Origin of the sequence: Nocardioides sp. CFH 31398, from assembly GCF_022436705.1 — a bacterium.
GTDB lineage: Bacteria > Actinomycetota > Actinomycetes > Propionibacteriales > Nocardioidaceae > Nocardioides.
This window is the reverse complement of the sequence record NZ_JAKUHT010000003.1, coordinates 397211-417221: the sequence shown is the minus strand read 5'-3', so window position 1 is coordinate 417221 and position 20011 is coordinate 397211. Positions and strand designations below refer to the sequence as shown.

Here is a 20011-nt window from a genome sequence, read left to right as displayed (position 1 = left end):
CCGCGCCGGGGGCTGCAGCGTGGTGGTCCTACGACGCTAGCGCGACCCCGCCGTTGACCGCAGCCCGGCCATTGTCTACCTTGAAACCGTGGTTACATCGGGTGTCGCCGCGGAGTCCTGGCCCTGGGTCTGCCTGCTCTACCGCGTGCCCCGTGAGCCCTCGACCCCGCGCATCGCCGTCTGGCGCCGGCTCCGCGCGCTGGGGGTGGCCCAGCTGGGGGACGGCGCGGTGGCCCTGCCCGAGGACCCGCGGACCCGCGAGCACCTCGAGTGGGTGGCCGACCGTGTCCTCGAGGCCGACGGCAGCGCGCTGCTGCTCCGGGCGCAGACGCTCACCCGCGCCGACGAGCAGCGCCTCGTGCGCGGCATGGCCGACGCGCGCGCCGAGGAGTACCGCCGGCTGACGGCGGAGGTCGCCGAGCTCGGCCCCGTCGTCGAGGACCTCCGCGTGGTGCGGCGGCTGCGCCGGACCCTGCGGGCGATCCAGCGCCGCGACTACTTCCCCCCGCCCGAGCGGGACGCCGCGGCGGCCGCCGTCCGGGCGATCGCCCCGTCGCCGCGGACGGACCACGAGCGCGCGGAGGCCGCCCGATGAGGTGGGCCACGCGAGCCGGCATCCACATCGACCGTGCGGCGTCCGCCTGGTTGATCAAGCGACATGTCGACAAAGAGGCATGTTTCCTCTTCGTCGACGACCCGGCCGACGTCCCCGACGACGCGACCCCGTTCGACATGCGCGGCGTCGACTACGGCCACCACGGCGACGACTGCACCTTCGAGACGATCCTGCGCCGCCACGACCTCGACGACCCCGTCCTGTGGCGCATCGCCGCCATCGTCCACGAGGCCGACCTCGAGGACGACCGGTACGACGCCCCCGAGGTGCCCGGCCTGGACGTCGTCCTGCGCGGGTTGTCGATGACGCAGGACGACCACACCGTCCTCGCGCTGTCCGGGCCGGTGTTCGACGGCCTCGCCCACTACTTCCGACGCGGCTACGTCCTCGACAGGAGCGCCCCCGCATGAGCCAGGCACCCGACCGTCCCCGGACCCAGGACGTCATCCCGCTGCGCGAGGCCACCCGCGCGTGGTTCGCGATCTCGCTGCAGACCTTCGGCGGCCCCGCCGGCCAGATCGCCGTCATGCAGCGCACGCTGGTCGACGAGAAGCGCTGGATCGGCCAGCAGCGGTTCCTCTTCGCCCTGTCGTACTGCACGCTCCTGCCCGGCCCCGAGGCCCAGCAGCTCGCGACGTACGTCGGGTGGCTGCTCAACGGCGTGAGGGGCGCGCTGGTCGCCGGGGTGCTGTTCGTGCTCCCCGGCGTCGTCGCGCTGCTCGTGCTGTCGGGCGTCTACGTCGCGTACGGCGAGACCGACCTCGTCGCCTCCGTCTTCCTCGGGCTCGCGCCCGCGGTGATCGCGATCGTCGTGCAGGCCGTGATCAAGGTCAGCAGGAAGGGCCTGGGCCACCCGGCGCTCGTCGTCCTGGCCGCGGTGTCGTTCGTGGCCCTGACCTTCCTCGCCGCGCCCTTCCCGCTGGTCGTCGCCGTCGCCGCGCTCGCCGGTTGGCTCCTGGGCCGGGCCATCCCGGACCTGACCCGTGCCCCGAAGGCGTCCGCCGCCGACACCGGACCCGCGCCGCTCATCAGCGACGACGCCCTCCACACGGAACGACCGTCGGGGCGTCGTACGACGCTGACGCTCGTCGTCGGCCTCGTGCTGTGGGTGGCCCCGGTCGCCGCCGCGGCCCTGCTGCTCGGCCGCTCGAGCGTGCTCGTCGACCAGGGCCTGTTCTTCTCGGGCGCCGCGATCGTGACCTTCGGCGGCGCGTACGCCGTCCTCGCCTACGTCGCGCAGCAGGCGGTCGAGGTGTACGGCTGGCTCGCCCCCGGCGAGATGGTCCGCGGCCTGGCCCTCGCCGAGACCACCCCGGGACCGCTGATCATGGTCGTGCAGTTCGTCGCGTTCCTGGGCGCCTACCGCAACCCCGGCGAGCTCGACCCCTGGGTCGCCGCCGTCATCGCGGCGCTGATCACGACGTGGGTGACGTTCGTGCCGAGCTTCCTGTTCATCCTGCTGGGCGCGCCGTACGTCGAGCGGCTGCGTGGCAACCGCACCCTGTCGACCGCGCTCACCGGGATCACCGCCGCCGTCGTCGGCGTCATCGCGAGCCTCGCGGTGTTCTTCACCGTCCACACGCTCTTCGCCGACACGGGCCGGCTCACGGCCGGACCGGTGGACGTCGAGTACCCCGTCCTGACCTCCCTGCAGTGGGCGCCGCTCGCGATCGCGGTCGTCGCCGGGCTGCTGCTGTTCTGGCGCGGGTGGTCGGTGCTGCGCACGCTGGGCGTCTGCGCGCTGCTCGGGGTCGTGGTGGGGCTGTCGGGCCTGGCCTGAGGCCTGTCCGGCCCCGCCCCGGCGTCATCAGAGCTGGACGGCCGCCCCGCAGATGCCGCAGACCTCGAGCTCCTTGCGGTTCCAGCGCGCCACCGGGATGAAGAAGAGCGTGAACTGCTTGAACTCCTTCACCCGGCCCCACTGCGTGTGGTTGTGACAGCGCGGGCAGGTCCGCGCCGACCCGGCTCCGACGTGCTGACGCTTGGTGCCGAAGCCGAAGAGGAAGAACATGCGGCGAGCCTAGTGACGACACGGCGCGACGGTGTCCGCACGGGGGTGCGCCGGGGTACGGTCACGCCCTCTCGGGCCCGAGCCGTCCTCCTCCTGATCGGTAGGCACCGTGCGCCCACTCACCGCGTTCGCGGCTCCCCTCGGACGCCCGGATCGGCGACCCGCGCGGCGACGCCGAGGGCCAGGGCCCTGCGGCCCGCCGGCGCGCGGACCTGACCCAGGTCCGGTACCGGATGCCCCGCCGTGAGGGTGGCCTCTTCACGGTCTCGGTGCAGTTCGCCCGCCTGTTTCCCCGGGACCCCGATGCCCGACTCGACCAGGGGTTCAACGTGCAGCTCCGCAGCGGCGGGGTCGGCTACGAGGTCCTGGCGTCGAGCGACCGGGCGCGCCCGCGGGTGCTGCTGGCCGAGGAAGACTCGAGGGTCCGGCCCGAGCGCATCGAGCTCGTCCGACGACCCGGGGTCGACGGCCGCCTGACGCTCCGGTTCTCCACCGAGTTCCTGACCTCGCGCCGCGCGCACGTCGAGACCTTCGGGCTGTCGAACGAGGACGACGACGACGTCGCCCGTCCCGACAACGCCTGGGACCGCACGCCGCGCGGGACCCTCGAGCGGGCCGGCTGACCCGTCCTCCGTCGAACCGCGGTCAGAAGTACTGGGCGCCCCCGTCGACGCTGAGGTGCTCGGCGGTGATGAAGGCGGCGTCGTCCGAGGCGAGGAAGGCCACCGCGGCGGAGATCTCGTCGCTCTCCGCGGCGTACCGGGGCAGGAAGGGCGTCCCCATGCCGGCCAGCGGCGGGTTCGTCTCGTTGGTCCGCATGATCGCCGAGACCATGTCGCCCGAGCCCATGGGCGAGTTCACCGCACCCGGGTGGATGCTGTTGACGCGGACGTGGTGCTTGCCGAGCTCGGCGGCGAAGGCGCGCGTCATGCCGACCAGGGCGTGCTTGCTCGTCGTGTACGGGATCATGAACGGCTGCATCTTCTTGCCCGCGTAGCTGCTGATCACGACCACCGATCCGCCCCCGCGCTCGATGAGGTGCGGTGCGGTCGCCACCACCGTGTTCCACACGCCGGTGACGTTGACGTCGATCGTGGTCGAGAAGGTCTCCGGCGTCGTCTCGTCCCAGGTCACCGGGACGCAGATGCCGGCGTTGGCCACCACGACGTCGAGCCCGCCGAGCTCGGCGACCGCGGTCGCCGCCAGGTCCTTCAGCGCGGCGAGGTCGCGGACGTCGCCCTGCCGCAGGATCGCCCGGCGACCCTCCTGCTCCACGAGACGGGCGGTCTCGTCGAGGTCGTCGGGCGTCGGCGAGTCGTACGGCACCCCGGGCAGCGGACCGGCCAGGTCGAGGCCGACGACGTCCGCGCCCTCCTGGGCGAGCCTGACGGCGTGGGCCCGGCCCTGCCCGCGGGCGACACCGGTGATCAGGGCGACCTTGCCGGCAAGACGGCCGGGGACGGGAGTGGGCATGGTGGGAACCTCTCGAGGGTGGTGGTGCACCTCTTATTGCCAGACCCTGACATTAATGTGGCCGGCCCGGGAGCGGAAGAGGCGAGGGAGGACCGGACGTGACGGCGACGGAACCCCCGGCACCGCGGCGCGGCCGCCCACCGAAGGTGACCGCCCGGGGTCTCACCGAGGTCGCGCTCGGCCTGTTCGACGAGCACGGCTACTCCGAGGTCTCCGTCCGTGACATCGCGGAGGCCGCGGGCGTGGACCTCCGCACCGTGCACCGCTACTTCCCGGCCAAGAGCGACGTGGTCTGGGGAACGCTGGTGGGCGCCTTCGACGACCTCGCGGAGCGGCTCGAGGCCACCCCCGACGACCTGCCGCTGGTCGAGCGCATCCGCCTGGCGGTGTGCTCGTCGATCCGTGCGGACGCCGACCCGCTCGACCGTCGCCGGCTCCGGGTCGTCGCACGCTCCCCCGAGCTCCAGTCGACCTTCTCCCCCGCGTTCGTCGCCTGGCGGACGACGATCCACGACTTCGTCGCGAGCCACCTCGACGAGTCCGACGACCTGCGGGCCACCGCGCTCGCCACCGCCGTCCAGTCGGTCACCCTGGCCGCCCTGACGTGGTGGGCGGACCACCCCGGCACCACACCCGAGGACGCCGTCGACCGGGCGCTGGCCTCGCTCGCCGGGGGTTTCGCCGAGACCTCGTGATCCGGCCGACGGTGCCGGAAGAACTTGTCAGTGCGGACCTGCGCAGACGGGCGATCCTGTCATCAAGGGCTGAAGCCATCTTGTCAGTGGTCGGCATCGTCTACCCGTGACACCCCTCGAGTTTGAGACGAGGAGCAGCATGCCAGGACCGTCCTCTAAGGCCCTGTCATCGGGTCGGGACTGGTGCGGCTGGCTGTGGGGATGTCGATGGCCACGTCTTCGTAGAAGTGCGCGCGAGAGCTCCGGCGCCCGCAAGCGCGCGTTCGGCTCCTTGCGCGCTGAGGTAGCGATTGGGTCGGTTCTATCACTGCTTAGGTCCAGGACTGCGAGCGCGCAATCAATCAGGAGGTCTTCGGAGGCACCTGGGGCTCGACCCCCCTGCGGGCTGAGACTTCACGGCGGAGCGCTCACCTACCGCAGCGACGCCCCGGCCGCTAACCCCGTCTTCATCGATGCACTAAACCTGCTGTACGAGCGAGTTCCGTACGAGGGAACCAACGCCGAGGTCGATGAGTCGCTGGGTTAAGTAATCGACTGGGGCCGAAATGGTCCTAGGCTCACCGGAACTGAGCCCGATCCGGTCCCCGTGGCACCCCCAAAGGCAAGACACTTTCCCTGCGCGACAAGTTCGAGAAGGTTCGCTCTGAAGCCGTTCGGGATCTGCCCCCACGGCCCCTGAGTGGCCGTCAGTGGTGGCAGCAGCATGACCCTAATGCCGGCCAAGTCGAAGGTTGGCGGTACGAGTGCGCACTTTTTGCGCTACTCGTCTCGCCGTCTGGCCAATCCCGACCTCGCATACTCCAGGCGCGACCTGCCCCCGCCATCTGACGTGAGGTGGACGAATGCGACGGCGGGTCATCGCCCAAAACGCTGACCACGTAGGGCGGCAGAGGCTCGTCCTGCCCCCAGCGGGTCTAACCTACCGTGACGCCGCCGATGGCCCCGCTACGCCACTAGCGTGCCGTCAGGAGAGGCCCGCCAGGGCAGCAGCGCTGGTCTGGACTACCTCAGGAGTTCCTTCAGCTGCCGCACCAACTCTGCGCGAGCTCCCTCGAACCTGTCGGCATGCGCCGTCGTCGCACCCTCAGGAGAACCAGCCGGAGTGCCAAACATGGCCGCGTCGTAGAGCTCATCCGACGCGTCTGCTAGACGCGGTTGCACTAGCTGAAGGAGGAACCGCGAGGCTCTCGCCTGCTTGTTTGCCCTAGCAGCCTCATCATCGGCGCGATTCAGGATTGCCAGAACGCCGGGGGCCTTCTCGGGGTCTTCCCGCTCAGCCTTGGCGTGGAAAAATAGGGCTTTCTGCTGACGCGTCGACGCTGCGAACAGCTGCTCGCAGCCCGAGACGAACGACGCCGCCTCCAGACGCAGTCTGTCCCTCGTCTCGCGCCGCAGGCTGAACCGGTGACTGCCCAAGAGCGTGATCAGAGCTGTCACCAGGGCCAATCCACCGCCGGTCAGCGCGCCCTGGTTAGCTGGTTCCATAGCGCCGGAAAGTACCCCGGCTCGGCCCGTCTTCGCGTTGCCATACCAATACCAGCCGGTCGCAGCCGGTGCGCATCGGGCGTACGTCACGGAACGTGGAGGTTCTCTGGGCCCACGCCCGCTGCCCGCACAATGGCGGCTTTCCTCTGCATCCCGGCCGTTCTTCTCTCGGCCGCAGTCGCCTTCACCACTACACGTGAGCTCCGGCACCGGCGGTCGGCCAACGACTGAAACGCTCTAGCCGGCGGCTGCACTCCGGCCCGTGACACCAGGGCACCGGCCTTGGGCATGCGCCGCTACCCTGCGGGATCACAGCGAGATGGGGGCACAGTCATGGGCAGGGATAGTCGGGTGGACGTGGCGCGTATTGGCGTCGGCGTTGTCGTGATCGTCGCCGCGGCAATTGCGGTCGCCGTCACGAACCCGGGCAACCTTGGGCTCTGGGGCGTGGTCGGTGCTGGCGTCGTACTTCTCGTCGTCGCAGTCCTGGCCGCGGGACGTAGTCGGTCTCGCACCGGCGACTAGGCCCAATTGGCCCGGTCTCACGCACGTGCGTGCAAAGCCGGGCAAAACTGCGCACACGCCGCCACCCGCGGATTCGCTCTCAAGCCCGGTGAGATTGGGTGTGTTCCTCGAGTGCTCGTGCGGCACTTTTGAAGTCTTGAGCCACCAACGACCAGTCGTCGTCCCTGCAGTAGATCTCGTAACCTTGCTCAGTGCGCACGAAGTTTCCCCTCGCACCCGACGGCGACTCAGTCAAGGCGCCGTAAGCTAGGGAAGTCTTCGAGCCGTTCGGCAGTCGGACATGGGCGCGACCCTCGCGGTCCTCGATGAAGGTGACCGTAAGGCTGCACACTGTTCCCGGTTCCATGATCCCGCCATTCTATGGGCAGTGAGGGGTCCACGCAGGGCGGATCGGAGTTCCCCGGGCGACTCCTCTCACGTGCGCGCGAGGCGGGCAATGTTGCGCATGCGCCGCTCGACGATTTCCGCCTAGGCTGTGTCAATGGATGAGGTGAGCCCGGGCGCCGTGATGGCCTTCGCTATCGAGTACGGCTACAGCGCTTTACCGTTGGCCGACTTCGCGGGTGGTCCGGATCAGCTTGGGTATTTTATGGCTGCCCTGGGCGCTGCTGATGACCCGGAAGCTTTTGCGGCCTATTGGGAAGGTCAGGCTGGCTCGGACTCCTAGCGCGGGCCGTAAGCCAAGCAACACTGCGCGTGCGCCGGGCGATCCGCTCGTACCATCCGACGCATGAAGAGGCCCCGTATGGTGAATCCGCCGTCTCCGACCAAAAAAGCGCGTGATCCTCACGGTCGTTGCCGTCATCGTCCTAATCAACGTTGTGGGCTTCTTCTACGCACTGTTGACGCGTTGACCTGTGACGTGCCAGCGGCGCTTCCTGGACGGCGGCAGCGTGAACGTGGTGGACACACCGCGATGGCGTCACGCACCCGCCAGGGTCTGCATGTCGGTGCCGTACAAGGCAGCCAGGCGCACCAGCACCGCACGGCTCGGCCGAAAGCGGCCCCTGCTCCCAACGGCGGACCGTCTGCGGGTCGCGGGTGACCGATCGTGCACTGCCGCAAGTCGAGCCACGCAGCACTGGATCGGGCTGGAACTCGGTCGCACTGACAAATTCGTTGTGTAACTGACAGTTTACTTTTCGTTACTGCCAGATTGGACTGGCGCCGGCACCGGCGGCACTCGCTCAGCCGTGCGCCATGTCCACGAAGCGCGAGTAGTGGCCCTGGAAGGCCACGACGATGTCGCGGGTGGGTCCGTTGCGGTGCTTCGCCACGATGACGTCGGCCTCGCCCGGGCGGGCGGACTCCTTCTCGTAGGCGTCCTCGCGATGGAGCAGGATGACCATGTCGGCGTCCTGCTCCAAGCTGTTGTGGGCGGCGAGGCCGTCGGCGACGAAGTTGTGCAGGCCCATGACGGTGGCGTCGTAGACCGGCTGGTCGCCGAGGGACTCGATCGAGACGACCGGGTCCCAGCGGACGTCGTTGGTCGCGACGACCTCGAGGTCCTCGTCGTCCAGCACCTCCACCACCCGCGGGAGGGTCGCGGTGCCGCCCTGTGCGTCGCCGGCGGCCGCGCCGGCGAGCCGGCCCGCGAGGGGGGCGTCGGCGTCCTGCTGCTCCGGACGGTTCGCGCGGAGCATCGCGGTGAGGAAGGCGGCCTCGGTCTCCCGGGAGCCGCTGACGCCGATCTTCTCGAGGAAGCGGAGCTGGTCGTCGGCGTCGTCCACCGAGAGGCACCAGGCGTCGCGGAGGCCGGGTCGCTCGACACGGGTGACGGACGCCGAGACGTTGAAGCGCAGCAGCAGCCGGGCGACGTCGTCGACCAGACGGCGGCTCACCGCGCCGTACGACGTCAGCGGGCGCAACCCGTCCGCGAAAGCGGCGGTGCCCGGAGTCGCGAAGAGGTGGCGCAGGAAGGCCGCGAGCTGCGCCGACGGCAGGCCGAACACCCAGTCGGGGACGAACTTGCGGCTGTTGCGCACCCGGCGCAGGCCGTCGGGCAGGAACGAGCGGCGCTTCAGCGACTCCTCGCCCAGCAGACGCGCCACGCCCGCGACCTCGTCGTCGGAGCGGGGCGCGACCATCAGCGGCGACGGCACGTGGCGCGGGGCGGCGATCGGCGTCCCGAGCCGGAGGCAGCCGAGAGGCTGCCAGCCGTCGACGGTGAGGAAGCGGTGGTTCGCGGTCGCCCGGATCGTGCGGCCCGACGCGGTCGTCATCGCGTAGACCGGCTTCGTGCCGGACGGGAAGGCGTGGGTCAACGTCCGCGGCACCAGGGCGAGGCGGTCGTCCAGCGCCCACACGGGGACGTCGGTCGCGCCGCTGTCGAGGAGCTCGCCGAGGCTGACCTCGGCGTTGGTGTCGGCCCGCATGAGGCGGGTGTCGGCGGTCAGGCAGCCGGACTCACGCAGGTCGCTCATCATCGGGCGCTTGTCGCTGCGCTGCTCGGCGCCACGGTTCAGCTGGCTCAGCGCGATGATCGGGACCTCGAGCTCCTTGGCCAGCAGCTTGATCTGGCGGGAGAACTCCGAGACCTCGAGCTGGCGGGACTCGACCTTGCGGCCCGAGCTCATCAGCTGCATGTAGTCGATGACGATGAGCTTGAGGTCGTGGCGCTGCTTCAGGCGCCGCGCCTTCGCCCGGATCTCCATCATCGTCATGTTCGGGCTGTCGTCGATGAAGAAGGGCGCCGAGGACACCTCGCCCATCTTGCGGGCCAGCTTCTGCCAGTCGGCGTCGGTGAGCTGACCGGTGCGGATCGAGTTCAGCGGCACCATCGCCTCCGCCGACAACAGGCGCATCGTGATCTCGGAGCGGTTCATCTCCAGGGAGAAGAAGACGCTCGTCATGTTGTTCGAGATCGACGCCGCGCGGCACAGGTCCAGCGCCAGCGTGGAGTTGTGCGTCGGGATCATCGAGCGCCCGGCCAGGTAGAGGTGCTCCGCGTTGTCGACCTGCACGCAGCGCACCGGGACCGACCGGACGCGGTAGACGTTCTCGATCTTCAGCTCGGAGGAGTCCGGCATCAGCACCACGTGCGTGCTGTCCAGCGAGCGCCGGATCCGGTCGGTGGTGCGCACCCGGGACCGGCCCGAGCCCGCGATCGTGGTCCGCCAGAGGTGCTCGGCGTCGGCCACGATGCGCGAGCCGTCGGAGAAGACCACCTCGTAGCAGGGGCGGCGCTCCATCACCTCGGTCGCCGCGACCACCGTCGTCGGGTCGCCGGCGCCGTCGAGGAGCCGGTCGCCGACCTGCACCTCGCCCATCGTCGTCCAGCCCTCGGGGGTGGCCAGCGGGGTGTCGAGGGCCAACGCCTTCCCCATCGCGGGGCGCGCGGCGACGATGATCATCTGGCCGGCGTGCAGACCGTTCGTGAGCCCGTCGAGGTCGGCGAAGCCCGTGGGGACGCCGTACAGGCCGGTCTCGCGGTTGCCGATCGCCTCGATCTCGTCGAGGACGCCCTCCATGATCGCCGACAGCGGGACGTAGTCCTCGCTCGCGCGCCGCTCGGTGACCTTGTAGACCTCCGCCTGCGCCTCGTCGACGACGGCGTCGACCTGGCCCTCGCCGGCGTAGCCGATCTGGACGATCTTGGTGCCGGCCTCGACCAGGCGCCGCAGGATCGCCTTCTCCCGCACGATCTCGGCGTAGTAGCCGGCGTTGAGCGCGATCGGGACGGTCGAGGTGAGGGTGTGCAGGTACGGCGCGCCGCCCACGCGCTGCAGCTCGCCGCGGCGACCGAGGGTGTCGGCGACGGTGATCGGGTCGACCGGGTCGCCGCGGCCGTAGAGGTCGATGATCGCGTCGTGGATGATCTCGTGGCTCGGGCGGTAGTAGTCCGTGCCCTTGATCGCCTCGACGACGTCGGCGATGGCGTCCTTGCTGATCATCATCGACCCGAGCACGCTCTGCTCGGCCGCCATGTCCTGCGGCGGCGTCCGGTCGGCCCCGCCGCCGGACGGCGCCTCACCGGGTGCGTACGGCGCCGGGCCGTCGCCCCACGCGTCCTCCGGGGGGCCGAAGACCTGGTCCTGGTCGGTGACGCTCACTGTCCGCACCCCTCAGCTCTGTCGACGTCGCATCGAACTGCCGTTCGACGTGAACTCTGGACGTGGGCACCGACATTCCGTTTGACCACCCTCCGGGGGCCGGCCGCGGAGCGCGGAAGGTACCTCAGGTCGCCGACACTAGGGCCGCACGGCGGTCGGGCGACACCACCTTGTCCACAGCCCCCTGGGGACAACCGTCGACACCGGTGGACGACGCGCCATGCCGGTGTGAACAGGGTGGGGACAGACCTGTGGAGAACGACGCGGTTTGCACGATCCAAGAGCCTCTGACCTGCGACGACGCGACCACACAGGTGTGGAGGAAAACTTCTTCGCGACGACCTCGTTCACGGTCCGGTCACTCCTCGTCGGGTTGCGGGTCATGCCCTTGACCCCGGCCCGTCGGGGCTAGTAGAGGACGCTTGCGCCACTTACCCACAGGCTCTCCACCGCCCTCCCGGGGCGGCGGCACGACCCTCCTAGAGTGGGGCCGCGTGAGCCGCGCCGAGCGTCGCACCGGCTCGCGCCGGCACGACAGGGAGATCGTGCGGCTCGCGTTCCCCGCCTTCCTCGCCCTGGTGGCCGAGCCGCTCTACCTGCTCGCCGACGCCGCGGTGGTCGGCAACCTGGGGACCGCCCAGCTGGCCGGGCTCGGCGTCGCGGCCGTCGTCCTGCAGACCGTGGTGGGTCTGTGCGTCTTCCTCGCCTACGGCACGACTGCGACCGTCGCGCGCCGCCTCGGAGCCGGGGACCGGGCCGGTGCCCTGTCCGCCGGGGTGGACGGCCTGTGGCTGGCCGTCGCGCTGGGCGTGGTGCTCACCGTGGTCGGCCTCGCCGTCGCCGACCCCGTCCTCGCCGCCTTCGGTGCGTCGCCCGCCGTGACCGGGTACGCCGAGGACTACCTGCGGCCCGCCCTGCTCGGTGTCACCCCGCTGCTCGTCGTGCTCGCCGGGACCGGCGTCCTGCGCGGGCTGCAGGACACCCGGACGCCGCTGGTCGTCGCGATCGTCGGCAACCTGCTCAACGTCGTGCTCAACGTCGTGCTGGTCTACGGCCTCGGACCCGTCCCCGCACTCGGGATCGCGGGCGCCGCCCTCGGCTCCGTGGTCGCCCAGGCACTGTCCGCGCTGGTCCTGCTGCTCGTCGTCGTCCGGGCCGCCCGCCGGGCGCGGGCCTCGCTGCGACCCCGCGGCGGCGCCGTGCTGCGCGCCGCACGCGACGGCGTCCCCTTGCTCGTGCGCACCCTGACCCTGCGGGCGTCGCTGCTCGTCACCACGTACGCCGTCACGCTCGGCGCCGTCGCCGCGACCGCCGGCTCCTCCGGGGGTGACGTCGAGCTCGCCACCCACCAGCTGGCGATGACGCTGTGGACCTTCACGGCCTTCGTCCTGGACGCCGTCGCGATCGCCGCACAGGCCATCACGGGTCGCTACCTGGGCGCCGGCGACGTGGCCGGCACCCGCGACGTCACCCGGCGGATGGTCACCTGGGGCGTGTGGTCCGGCGTTGTCACCGGGCTGCTGCTCGCCCTCGCCGCCCCGCTCCTCGGCCCCCTCTTCACGCCTGACCCGGCGGTGCGCGACCTGCTCGTCCCGGTGCTCCTCGTCGCCGCCCTCGCCCAGCCGCTCGCCGGGGTCGTGTTCGTCCTGGACGGCGTGCTGATCGGCGCCGGCGACGGCCGCTACCTGGCGTGGGGCGGCCTCGTCGTCCTCCTGGCGCACGCCCCGGTCGCCCTGCTCGTCGCCGGCGTCGGCGGCGGCGTGGTCGCCACCTGGGTCGTGTTCGTGACGGTCTTCATGGGCGGGCGCGCCGTCGTGCTGCTGCACCGGGCCCGGGGCACGGCGTGGCTGGTCACCGGGGCGGGGACACCGGGCCGGGGGCTCTAGGCTCGCGGCGTGCTGCCGCTGCAGAGCATCGCGATGGGGCTGCTGGTCGTGGCCCTGTCGGCGCCCGTCGGTGGCGGCTACGACGTGCTGGCCGACCCACTGGGCTGGGTCCTCGTCCTGCTCGGCGTCACCCGGCTGGGCGGGGGCCGCGGCTTGCTGCTCACCCTGGGCGGGATCGCGCTGGTCGTGGCGACGGCACTCTGGTTCCCCTCGGTGCGCGAGCCCCTGGTCGGCGGGGACCCCGCCCTGACGTGGGGGGTCAACCTGCCGCAGGCGGCGTTCACCGCCGTGCTGCTGTGGACGCTGCGGGGCGAGGCCCGCGTCGCGGGCGACGTCCGCGCCCGGAACTGGCTGACGACGGCGCTGGGCGCGGTGGTGGTGACGGCACTGGCCCCCGCCGTGGTGTTCGGCGGGGGCCAGGGTGACACTGCCGCGCTGGCCGGGGCGACCTACATCGCCGCCGGCTTCGCGATCGTGCTGGTGATCGTCCTGCTGTTCGCCTACGCGAAGCGGGACTGGGTCCTGAGCCGGGTCTGATCCCGTCTCAGCGAGATCTCGACCCGCTCACACGCCTTCGTTCCTCAGGCGTGTCGCTCGCTCGATCTCATCCCCGTTCCTGCTCCGTCGTTCCTCCGAATCAGGAGGGGATGACGTTCAGGTCGAGCGTCGCCACGACGTCGTCGTGCAGGCGGACACCCACGGTGTGGGCGCCCAACGTGCGGATCGGCTGCTCGATGGCGATGGTCCGCTTGTCGACCGACTCGCCGGTGGCGGCCTTGACCGCGTCGGCGATCTCGGTGACGGACACGGCGCCGAAGAGGCGACCGCCGTCGGCGGCGCGGACCTTGACCGGGACGGTCTCGGCCTCGAGCTTGGTGCGGACCTCCTCGGCGTGGTCCTGGTCGCGGACCGCGCGGCTCGCGCGGGCGGCCTTGATGGTCTCGACCGTCTTCTCGCCACCGCGGGTCCAGCGGACGCCCAGGTCGCGGGGGATCAGGTAGTTGCGGCCGTAGCCGTCCTTCACCTCGACGACGTCGCCGGGGCTCCCGAGGCCGGAGACCTCCTGGGTCAGGATGAGCTTCATTGTCCTAGCGCTCCTTGTGCTCGTGCGTCCGGGCTCAGCGACCGGTGGCGGTGTAGGGCAGCAGAGCGACCTCGCGGGCGTTCTTCACCGCGATGGCCACGTCGCGCTGGTGCTGGACGCAGTTGCCGGTCACCCGGCGGGCACGGATCTTGCCGCGGTCGGAGATGAACTTCCGCAGCAGGGTGGTGTCCTTGTAGTCGACACCGTCCGCCTTCTCCTTGCAGAACTGGCAGACCTTCTTCTTGGGCTTCCGGACGATTGCCTTCGCCATTGTGGTGCTCCTTCGTGCGAGCCCGGCCCTCGTCGCACGGCACGTGGTGCCGTGACGGGGTCGGAATGGACTGGATGGATTGAGTGGTGCGGGTGGCCCGGGTCGCCGGGCCCGGGCTCAGAACGGCGGGTCGTCGTTGCCGCCACCGACCCCGGGGGCTCCCCACGGGTCGTTGGAGGCCGGACGGGAGCCGCCGCCCTGCGGGGCCGGCGTGGCCCAGGGGTCGTCGACCGGCGCGGAGGACTGACCGCCCTGCTGACCGCCGCCCTGACCGCCCCAGCCGCCCTGCTGCTGGCCGCCGCCCTGACCGCCGCCCTGCTGACCGCCGCCGTAGCCGCCGCCACCGCCGGAGCGCTGGGTGCGGGTGACCTTGGCGGTCGCGTAGCGCAGCGAGGGGCCGACCTCGTCGACCTCGAGCTCGAACACGGTGCGGCGCTCACCCTGCTGGGTGTCGTACGAGCGCTGCTTGAGCCGGCCCTGGACGACGACGCGCATGCCCTTCACGAGGGACTCGGCGACGTTCTCCGCCGCCTGCCGCCAGATCGAGCAGGACAGGAACAGCGCCTCGCCGTCCTTCCACTCGTTGCTCTGGCGGTCGAAGGTGCGCGGCGTCGAGGCGATGCGGAAGTTCGCGACCGCGGCGCCGGACGGGGTGAAACGCAGCTCGGGGTCGTCGACCAGGTTGCCGACGACGGTGATGACGGTCTCGCCTGCCATGTGTCAGGTCCTCTCAGGTCCCTCGGGTGGGTGTCCCATGCTCACGCCTGGCACCGACAGCCGGAACCCCGTTGTCCACAAGGCCGGCTCCACGGCGCCGTACGGCGTGGGTCAGGACGCCGCCGGGGCGGGAGTGGTGACGACGGGACGGACGACCTTGGTGCGCAGGATCGACTCGTTGAGCGTCAGCTGACGGTCGAGCTCGGCGACGGTGGCCGGGGTCGTGGTCAGCGTCAGCACGGCGTAGATGCCCTCGCTGTGCTTGTCGATCTCGTAGGCGAGGCGACGACGTCCCCAGACGTCGACCTGCTCCACGGTGCCGCCGTCGTTGCGGACGAGCGTCAGGTAGCGGTCCAGCGACGGAGCGATGGTGCGCTCGTCGAGGGACGGGTCGAGGATGATCATGACTTCGTAGGCACGCACGCGGATCCCCACCTCCTGTGGACTCGGCGGCCACGGTGTCTCCGTGGCAGGAGGGCGTTGCGTCCGCCGGCGGGCCGGGCCCGCGACGGGCCGTCGGGCTCGGGGTCCGCTCGGCGGGACCCGTCACGACGACGACAGGACACCGTAGCCCGGCGCCGTCCGGGGGGTGAAATCGCGCCCCGCGCCCCGACGGCGTCACGAGGTTCAGCGGGCACCCGGCCTGGGTAGGGTGACGGCTGCCATGAGTCTGCCCGCCAACCACCCCCTCGCCGGCCGCTACGTGCTGATCGACCAGATCGGCGCCGGCGGCATGGGCTCGGTCTGGCGCGCCTGGGACCTGCGCACCGAGACGTTCCTCGCCGCGAAGGTCCTCGGCCAGCACGACGGCGGCATGCTCCTGCGGTTCGTGCGCGAGCAGTCGGTGCGCATCCGCCACCCGCACGTGGTCGCGCCGAGCGGCTGGGCCGCCGAGGACAACCTCGTCGTCTTCACGATGGACCTCGTGCGCGGCGGCTCCGTGCAGACCCTCGTGGGCGACCACGGCCCGCTGCCAGAGCCGTACGCCGTCGTGGTCATGGACCAGCTGCTCCAGGCGCTGGTCGCGGTGCACTCCGCGGGCGTCGTCCACCGCGACGTCAAGCCCGCCAACCTGCTCCTGGAGGCGACCGGCACCGGCCGGCCCCACGTCCGGCTCTCGGACTTCGGCATCGCCGCGCTCGTCGAGGACGTGCGCCTGACCCGCTTCCCCGGCGCCATCGGCACCGACGGCTACATGTCGCCCGAGCAGGCCCAGGGCGCCCCGCCGGACCCCGCGCAGGACCTGTACGCCGCGGGCGTGGTCGGCACCTACATGCTCACCGGCCTCGAGCCGCGCCAGCAGGACGGCGTGCCGGACGGTGTCCTCGCCCCGCTGCTGCGGGCGATGGTCGACCCCGACCCGGCCAACCGGCCCCCGTCCGCGGCGGCGGCGCTCGACTACCTGCGCCGGGTCGGCGTCCCGCCCGGTGCGCCATGGCAGCAGTCCCCCGAGCCCCCCGAGGTCTTCGACCAGCTCGGCGACGCCCAGGTCCCCGCATGGGCGGCGCAGGCCGGGCCCGGCACCGGCCCCCGGCCCGGCGTCACGCCCGTGGCCGGCGCGGCGGGCGCACCCGGCTCGACCGCGGTCGCCGCCGGCGGCTCGTCGTCCGCGCTCACCGTGGCCATCGTGTGCTTCGTGCTGGCCATCGTGCTGGCCGGCGTCGCGCTCTTCCTGACGTTGGGCTGAGCCCCACGTCGGCCCGGGCCCGGGGTCTCACCTCGGGCCGGGCCCGGACGTCACCGCCCGGCGCCGTCCTCGGGTGGTGACCACGGCTGCTCCTGGGGCGGGCGCTGCGGCTGCCCGGGGCGCCCTCGCCACTCCCCCGACTGGCCCGGGTGCGGGCCGGGACGGATCTGGGTGGGCGGCGTGGGCGGACCCGACGGGCCCGGCCGACCCTGCGGCGGGCCCTGCGGCGGGCCCTGCGGCGGACCCCACTGACCGGGGGGCGGACCCTGCGGCGGGCCCTGCTGGCCCCACTGGCCCGGCGGCGGACCCGGCGGCGGACCCTGCTGCGGACCCCACTGACCCGGCGGCGGGCCCTGCGGCGGGCCCTGCTGGCTCCAGGGCCCGGGCGGCGGTCCCTGCGGCGGCCCGGCGGAGCGTCGTCCGGACGACGACCGCCCGCGGCGGGCCAGCAGGAACGCGCCCGCCGCGATCGCGAGCACGACCAGCACCCCGAGCACGTAGACCCACCCCGGGACGCTCTCGTCCTCGACGGGCTCGTCGGTGCTCTCCTCCTGCTCGGCGGCCTGCTGCTGGAGCTCCTGGGCCGCCGCGGCGCCGTCGTACTCCGTCGGCTCGACGTCGCTCACCGGACCGGCGAGCGGCTCGGGGTAGTCCTGGTCGTACTCGGGGACGACGCCGAACAGGTCACCACCGGACTCCGTCCGAGGTCGCGAGAACGTCAGCGTCGCGGGGAGGGTCTCGGGTCCCTCACCGCCGGTGAGGTCCTGGACGTAGACGGCGACGTAGTAGAGGCCGCCCTCCCCGATCAGCGGCTGGGAGGCGACGACACCGCCCCCTCCGTAGTTGATCGGCTCCAGGTCGTCGTACGCCGCCGGGCCGACGGTGTAGGTCTGCGCCTGCACGTGCGCGTCGCCGAGCCCGACCACGGTGTTGCGGGCGAAGGTCGGGTCGAAGGACCCGACCACCGAGATCGTCTCGCCGACGAACCCGCCCTCGGGGGCGACGATCGACGTCTCGAGCGTGGCGCCCTGGTTGACCCGGTCGGCGTCGGTGAGGGCCACGTCGGCCCCCAGGATGCCGTTCACCGGCACGTCGGCGGCGAACCAGGACACCTCCCCGAGGGGCAGGTCCACGTGGACGGCGCCGTCCTCCTCCGGCAGCGGCGTCGCCTCCTGCTTGGTCGGCCCGGGCTCGAGGGCGACCGTGACGTCCTCGGCCGGCACCGGCTCGATGCGCTGGTCGCCGACGGTCCCCGACGGGAGCGTCATGTCGGCCAGGTTGGACGGCGGGGGCACCTCCCAGATGCTCAGCTCGTACGGCGTCCCCGGCGGCGGGGCCTTCTTGCCGGGGGCGAAGATCGCGAGCCGCAGGAAGTCGGCGTCGGCGCACTGCGGGAAGCCCGGGTACGACGTCCCGCCGAAGGAGGCGACCGGCATGCTCCGCGGGGCCAGGCTGCGCGCGGTGAGCGGTGCCCCGCACTGCTGGGTGTCGTCACCCGTCGGCCGCACCATGAGCGCCCGGACGTAGGAGCTCGCGGTGACGCCCTCGCCCTGCAGGGTGATGCCCCAGCGGATGATCGACCCCGGGATCTGACGCTCGAAGTCGTAGACGTTGAAGACGACCTCGTCCGACGACTCCGGGTTGCGCGGGCCCTCGGGCAGCGTGTCGAGGTACCGGCCGGCCGTGATGTCCGCCGCCGACTCGCCGTCCTCCCCGCCGTCGACGGGCTCCAGGCCGGGCAGCTCCTGCGGGGGCTCCGACGCGTCCTCCGACGCGTCCTCCGAGGGCTCCTCCGACTGCTCCCCCGCCTGCTGCTCCGAGGCGTCCACCGGTGCGGCGACGGCCGGGCCGCCCAGCGCCGGCAGCGCCAGGAGCAGACCGGCGGCCGTGAGCCGGAGGCGGGTGCGGGCGCTGCTCATCGGGGACCTCCGGTCCGACGGGACCTGGCCATCGAGACCAGGCCGATGACGGTCAGGACGGCGGCGAGCCCGATCAGCGCGACGATCACGCCCCACGAGCCGACCACGGCAGCGAGCACGCCCGGCACCACGCCGGCGCTCACGACCGGCTCCGCACGACGCGGCCGACGGCGACGCCGCCGACGGCGGCCAGCAGGGCGGCGCCGGCGAAGAGGCCGCCGACCAGCAGCCACGGCGCCGGTTCCGCCTCCGCCTCCTGCGCCTCCCGCCGCTCGGACTGCGTGGCCTCGTAGCCCGACCCGTCCAGCGACTGCTGGACGGCGGGCTCCGCGGCGTAGTCGGGCGGGGAGCCCTCGTAGTCGGTGACGGTGCGGACGTCCAGCAGCAGCGGGAGCTCCTCGGGCAGGCCGTCAGCGGCCTCGAGCTCGAGCACCAGGTAGTAGGTGCCGGCGAAGGCGGCGGGAGCGGCCTGCACCGACCCGAAGGCGGTGCCGGACTCGCTGGCACCCACGCCCCCGGCCCGCCGGCGGTTGGCGTAGGTGACGATCGGGGTGGCCCACCCCGCCTGCGAGCCCCGCTCACTGGGGTCGAGACCGGCCTGAGGGCCTCCGGAGGGCTCCACCGTCCGCAGCAGCCCGCCCATCGGGGAGACCCACAGGGGGTCGATGAAGTCGAACCCGTCGTGCACCCCGTCGTTCTCGACGAGGACCTGCGCGTGCTGGCCGAAGGTCAGCGGGACGGCGAAGACCTGCGGGGTGCCCCGGCGGATCGTGGTCGAGTAGTAGCCGTCGGGCAGCTCCTCGGCCTCGGCGAAGGTCCGGGCGCCCTCGAGGGGCTGGGGCTCGCCGTCCGGCTCGCCCATCGGCACCCAGGGGCTGTTCTCGTTGGGGTCGGGGAGCGTGCTGGTGTCGTCCACCGGCGGCTCGGTCCAGACCACCAGCTGGTACCACGAGTCGGTGGGGACGACCTCGTCCGGCTCGACCTCGTTGTCGTTCGCGATCCGCAGCACGATGCTCTCGGCGTTGCGGCACTCGCCGGTCCGGTTGGCGCTGAACAGGGTGGTGAGGAAGGTGTACTGGCCGGTCCCGGTGTAGGAGTTGTTGCACGGCACCGTGGTGTCGCCCTCGGCCGAGCTCTCGACCGTGAACGAGGAGTACAGGCTCAGCGGCTCCTGGGTCTGCAGCGTCGTCCCGAACCAGATGACGTCGTCGGGGTCCGTCCGGGGGATCTCGAAGTAGTGGTCCTCGCCCGTGGCGGGGACGTTCAGCGTGTACGTCCCCGGCCCGACCTCGGTCGTGTCGGAGTACGACGTGCCCGGCTCGATCTCGTCGCCGTACGGGCGCTCGAGGACGCTGCTGTCCCCGCTCCCGTCGCTGGGCGCCTCGCTCGGCTCCTCGCTCGCCAGGGCGGGGCCCACGGTCAGCGGTCCGGCCAGGAGGGCGGCACCGAGAGCGAGGACTGCGGCACGGACGGGTCGGGTCGCGGGTCGCACGGGGCCTCCGTCGGGGGCGGTCGGGTGTCGGGCGGGAGCGGTCGGACGGGGTCATCCCCCGTGCGGGCTCGCATGAAACCACATCCGTCACACGGAGA

At 72.0% G+C, this 20011-nt stretch carries 20 protein-coding genes; 9 read left to right on the top strand and 11 right to left on the bottom strand.

What is annotated here, in order from left to right; all coding sequences use genetic code 11:
* The first annotated feature begins 88 nt into the window (after positions 1-88).
* The 3 genes from MJ876_RS04355 to chrA are packed head-to-tail and all read left to right on the top strand — an operon-like array spanning position 89 to position 2396.
* On the top strand, positions 89-595 hold the full coding sequence (locus MJ876_RS04355) for a Chromate resistance protein ChrB (protein WP_240234838.1): 507 nt from the start codon (positions 89-91) through the stop codon (positions 593-595).
* Positions 592-1026, top strand: coding sequence for a chromate resistance protein ChrB domain-containing protein (locus MJ876_RS04350; protein ID WP_240234837.1), 435 nt, complete (start codon positions 592-594; stop codon positions 1024-1026). The genes MJ876_RS04355 and MJ876_RS04350 overlap by 4 nt, the downstream gene beginning before the upstream one ends.
* Positions 1023-2396 carry a chromate efflux transporter gene (chrA, locus tag MJ876_RS04345; protein ID WP_240234836.1) on the top strand — a complete coding sequence of 458 codons (1374 nt, stop codon included), beginning with the start codon at positions 1023-1025 and terminating at the stop codon, positions 2394-2396. The genes MJ876_RS04350 and chrA overlap by 4 nt, the downstream gene beginning before the upstream one ends.
* 27 nt (positions 2397-2423) lie before the next feature.
* On the opposite strand, the gene MJ876_RS04340 is transcribed toward chrA, so the two are convergent.
* Positions 2424-2627: a zinc-ribbon domain-containing protein gene (locus tag MJ876_RS04340; protein WP_240234835.1), complete on the bottom strand. Its 204-nt coding sequence runs from the start codon at positions 2625-2627 to the stop codon at positions 2424-2426.
* 233 nt (positions 2628-2860) lie between these two features.
* Between MJ876_RS04340 and MJ876_RS04335 the strand changes: the two genes are divergently transcribed.
* The gene (locus MJ876_RS04335) at positions 2861-3250 is read left to right on the top strand and encodes a hypothetical protein (protein ID WP_240234834.1); all 390 of its coding nucleotides are present in this window, start codon (positions 2861-2863) and stop codon (positions 3248-3250) included.
* Between the two features lie 22 nt (positions 3251-3272).
* On the opposite strand, the gene MJ876_RS04330 is transcribed toward MJ876_RS04335, so the two are convergent.
* Positions 3273-4100, bottom strand: coding sequence for a mycofactocin-coupled SDR family oxidoreductase (locus MJ876_RS04330; protein ID WP_240234833.1), 828 nt, complete (start codon positions 4098-4100; stop codon positions 3273-3275).
* Between the two features lie 146 nt (positions 4101-4246).
* Between MJ876_RS04330 and MJ876_RS22105 the strand changes: the two genes are divergently transcribed.
* Positions 4247-4795, top strand: coding sequence for a TetR family transcriptional regulator (locus MJ876_RS22105; RefSeq protein ID WP_240234832.1), 549 nt, complete (start codon positions 4247-4249; stop codon positions 4793-4795).
* Positions 4796-5797: 1002 nt separating this feature from the next.
* Here MJ876_RS22105 and MJ876_RS04320 read toward each other — a convergent pair.
* A complete protein-coding gene (locus tag MJ876_RS04320) occupies positions 5798-6232 on the bottom strand; it encodes a hypothetical protein (protein ID WP_240234831.1) in 435 nt (144 codons plus the stop codon).
* A 1054-nt stretch (positions 6233-7286) separates the two neighbouring features.
* Between MJ876_RS04320 and MJ876_RS04315 the strand changes: the two genes are divergently transcribed.
* Positions 7287-7472 carry a hypothetical protein gene (locus tag MJ876_RS04315; RefSeq protein ID WP_240234830.1) on the top strand — a complete coding sequence of 62 codons (186 nt, stop codon included), beginning with the start codon at positions 7287-7289 and terminating at the stop codon, positions 7470-7472.
* Positions 7473-7992: 520 nt separating this feature from the next.
* Here the strand turns inward: MJ876_RS04315 and dnaB are convergent.
* On the bottom strand, positions 7993-10731 hold the full coding sequence (gene dnaB / locus MJ876_RS04310; RefSeq protein WP_275694433.1) for a replicative DNA helicase: 2739 nt from the start codon (positions 10729-10731) through the stop codon (positions 7993-7995).
* A gap of 620 nt (positions 10732-11351) precedes the next feature.
* Here dnaB and MJ876_RS04305 point away from each other — a divergent pair.
* Positions 11352-12743 carry an MATE family efflux transporter gene (locus MJ876_RS04305; protein WP_240234829.1) on the top strand — a complete coding sequence of 464 codons (1392 nt, stop codon included), beginning with the start codon at positions 11352-11354 and terminating at the stop codon, positions 12741-12743.
* Between the two features lie 9 nt (positions 12744-12752).
* Entirely contained in the window at positions 12753-13280 is a 528-nt protein-coding gene (locus MJ876_RS04300; RefSeq protein ID WP_240234828.1) for a hypothetical protein, read from the top strand.
* 100 nt (positions 13281-13380) lie between these two features.
* Here the strand turns inward: MJ876_RS04300 and rplI are convergent, their stop codons facing one another.
* From rplI to rpsF, 4 genes are all read right to left on the bottom strand, one after another.
* Positions 13381-13827 (bottom strand): 50S ribosomal protein L9, encoded by a 447-nt coding sequence (gene rplI / locus MJ876_RS04295; RefSeq protein WP_240234827.1) that lies wholly within the window; start codon positions 13825-13827, stop codon positions 13381-13383.
* Between the two features lie 34 nt (positions 13828-13861).
* Entirely contained in the window at positions 13862-14098 is a 237-nt protein-coding gene (gene rpsR / locus MJ876_RS04290) for a 30S ribosomal protein S18 (protein ID WP_240234826.1), read from the bottom strand.
* Positions 14099-14215: 117 nt separating this feature from the next.
* Positions 14216-14815 (bottom strand): single-stranded DNA-binding protein, encoded by a 600-nt coding sequence (locus MJ876_RS04285; protein ID WP_240234825.1) that lies wholly within the window; start codon positions 14813-14815, stop codon positions 14216-14218.
* A 111-nt stretch (positions 14816-14926) separates the two neighbouring features.
* Positions 14927-15238, bottom strand: coding sequence for a 30S ribosomal protein S6 (rpsF, locus tag MJ876_RS04280; protein WP_240234824.1), 312 nt, complete (start codon positions 15236-15238; stop codon positions 14927-14929).
* Positions 15239-15479: 241 nt separating this feature from the next.
* Between rpsF and MJ876_RS04275 the strand changes: the two genes are divergently transcribed.
* Entirely contained in the window at positions 15480-16502 is a 1023-nt protein-coding gene (locus tag MJ876_RS04275) for a serine/threonine-protein kinase (protein ID WP_240234823.1), read from the top strand.
* A 50-nt stretch (positions 16503-16552) separates the two neighbouring features.
* On the opposite strand, the gene MJ876_RS04270 is transcribed toward MJ876_RS04275, so the two are convergent.
* Genes MJ876_RS04270 through MJ876_RS04260 form a run of 3 tightly spaced genes read right to left on the bottom strand, consistent with a single transcriptional unit; the run spans position 16553 to position 19913 of the window.
* The gene (locus MJ876_RS04270; RefSeq protein ID WP_240234822.1) at positions 16553-18421 is read right to left on the bottom strand and encodes a hypothetical protein; all 1869 of its coding nucleotides are present in this window, start codon (positions 18419-18421) and stop codon (positions 16553-16555) included.
* Positions 18418-18564: a hypothetical protein gene (locus MJ876_RS04265; RefSeq protein ID WP_240234821.1), complete on the bottom strand. Its 147-nt coding sequence runs from the start codon at positions 18562-18564 to the stop codon at positions 18418-18420. The genes MJ876_RS04270 and MJ876_RS04265 overlap by 4 nt, the downstream gene beginning before the upstream one ends.
* Positions 18561-19913, bottom strand: coding sequence for a hypothetical protein (locus MJ876_RS04260; RefSeq protein ID WP_240234820.1), 1353 nt, complete (start codon positions 19911-19913; stop codon positions 18561-18563). The genes MJ876_RS04265 and MJ876_RS04260 overlap by 4 nt, the downstream gene beginning before the upstream one ends.
* Positions 19914-20011 lie beyond the last annotated feature (98 nt).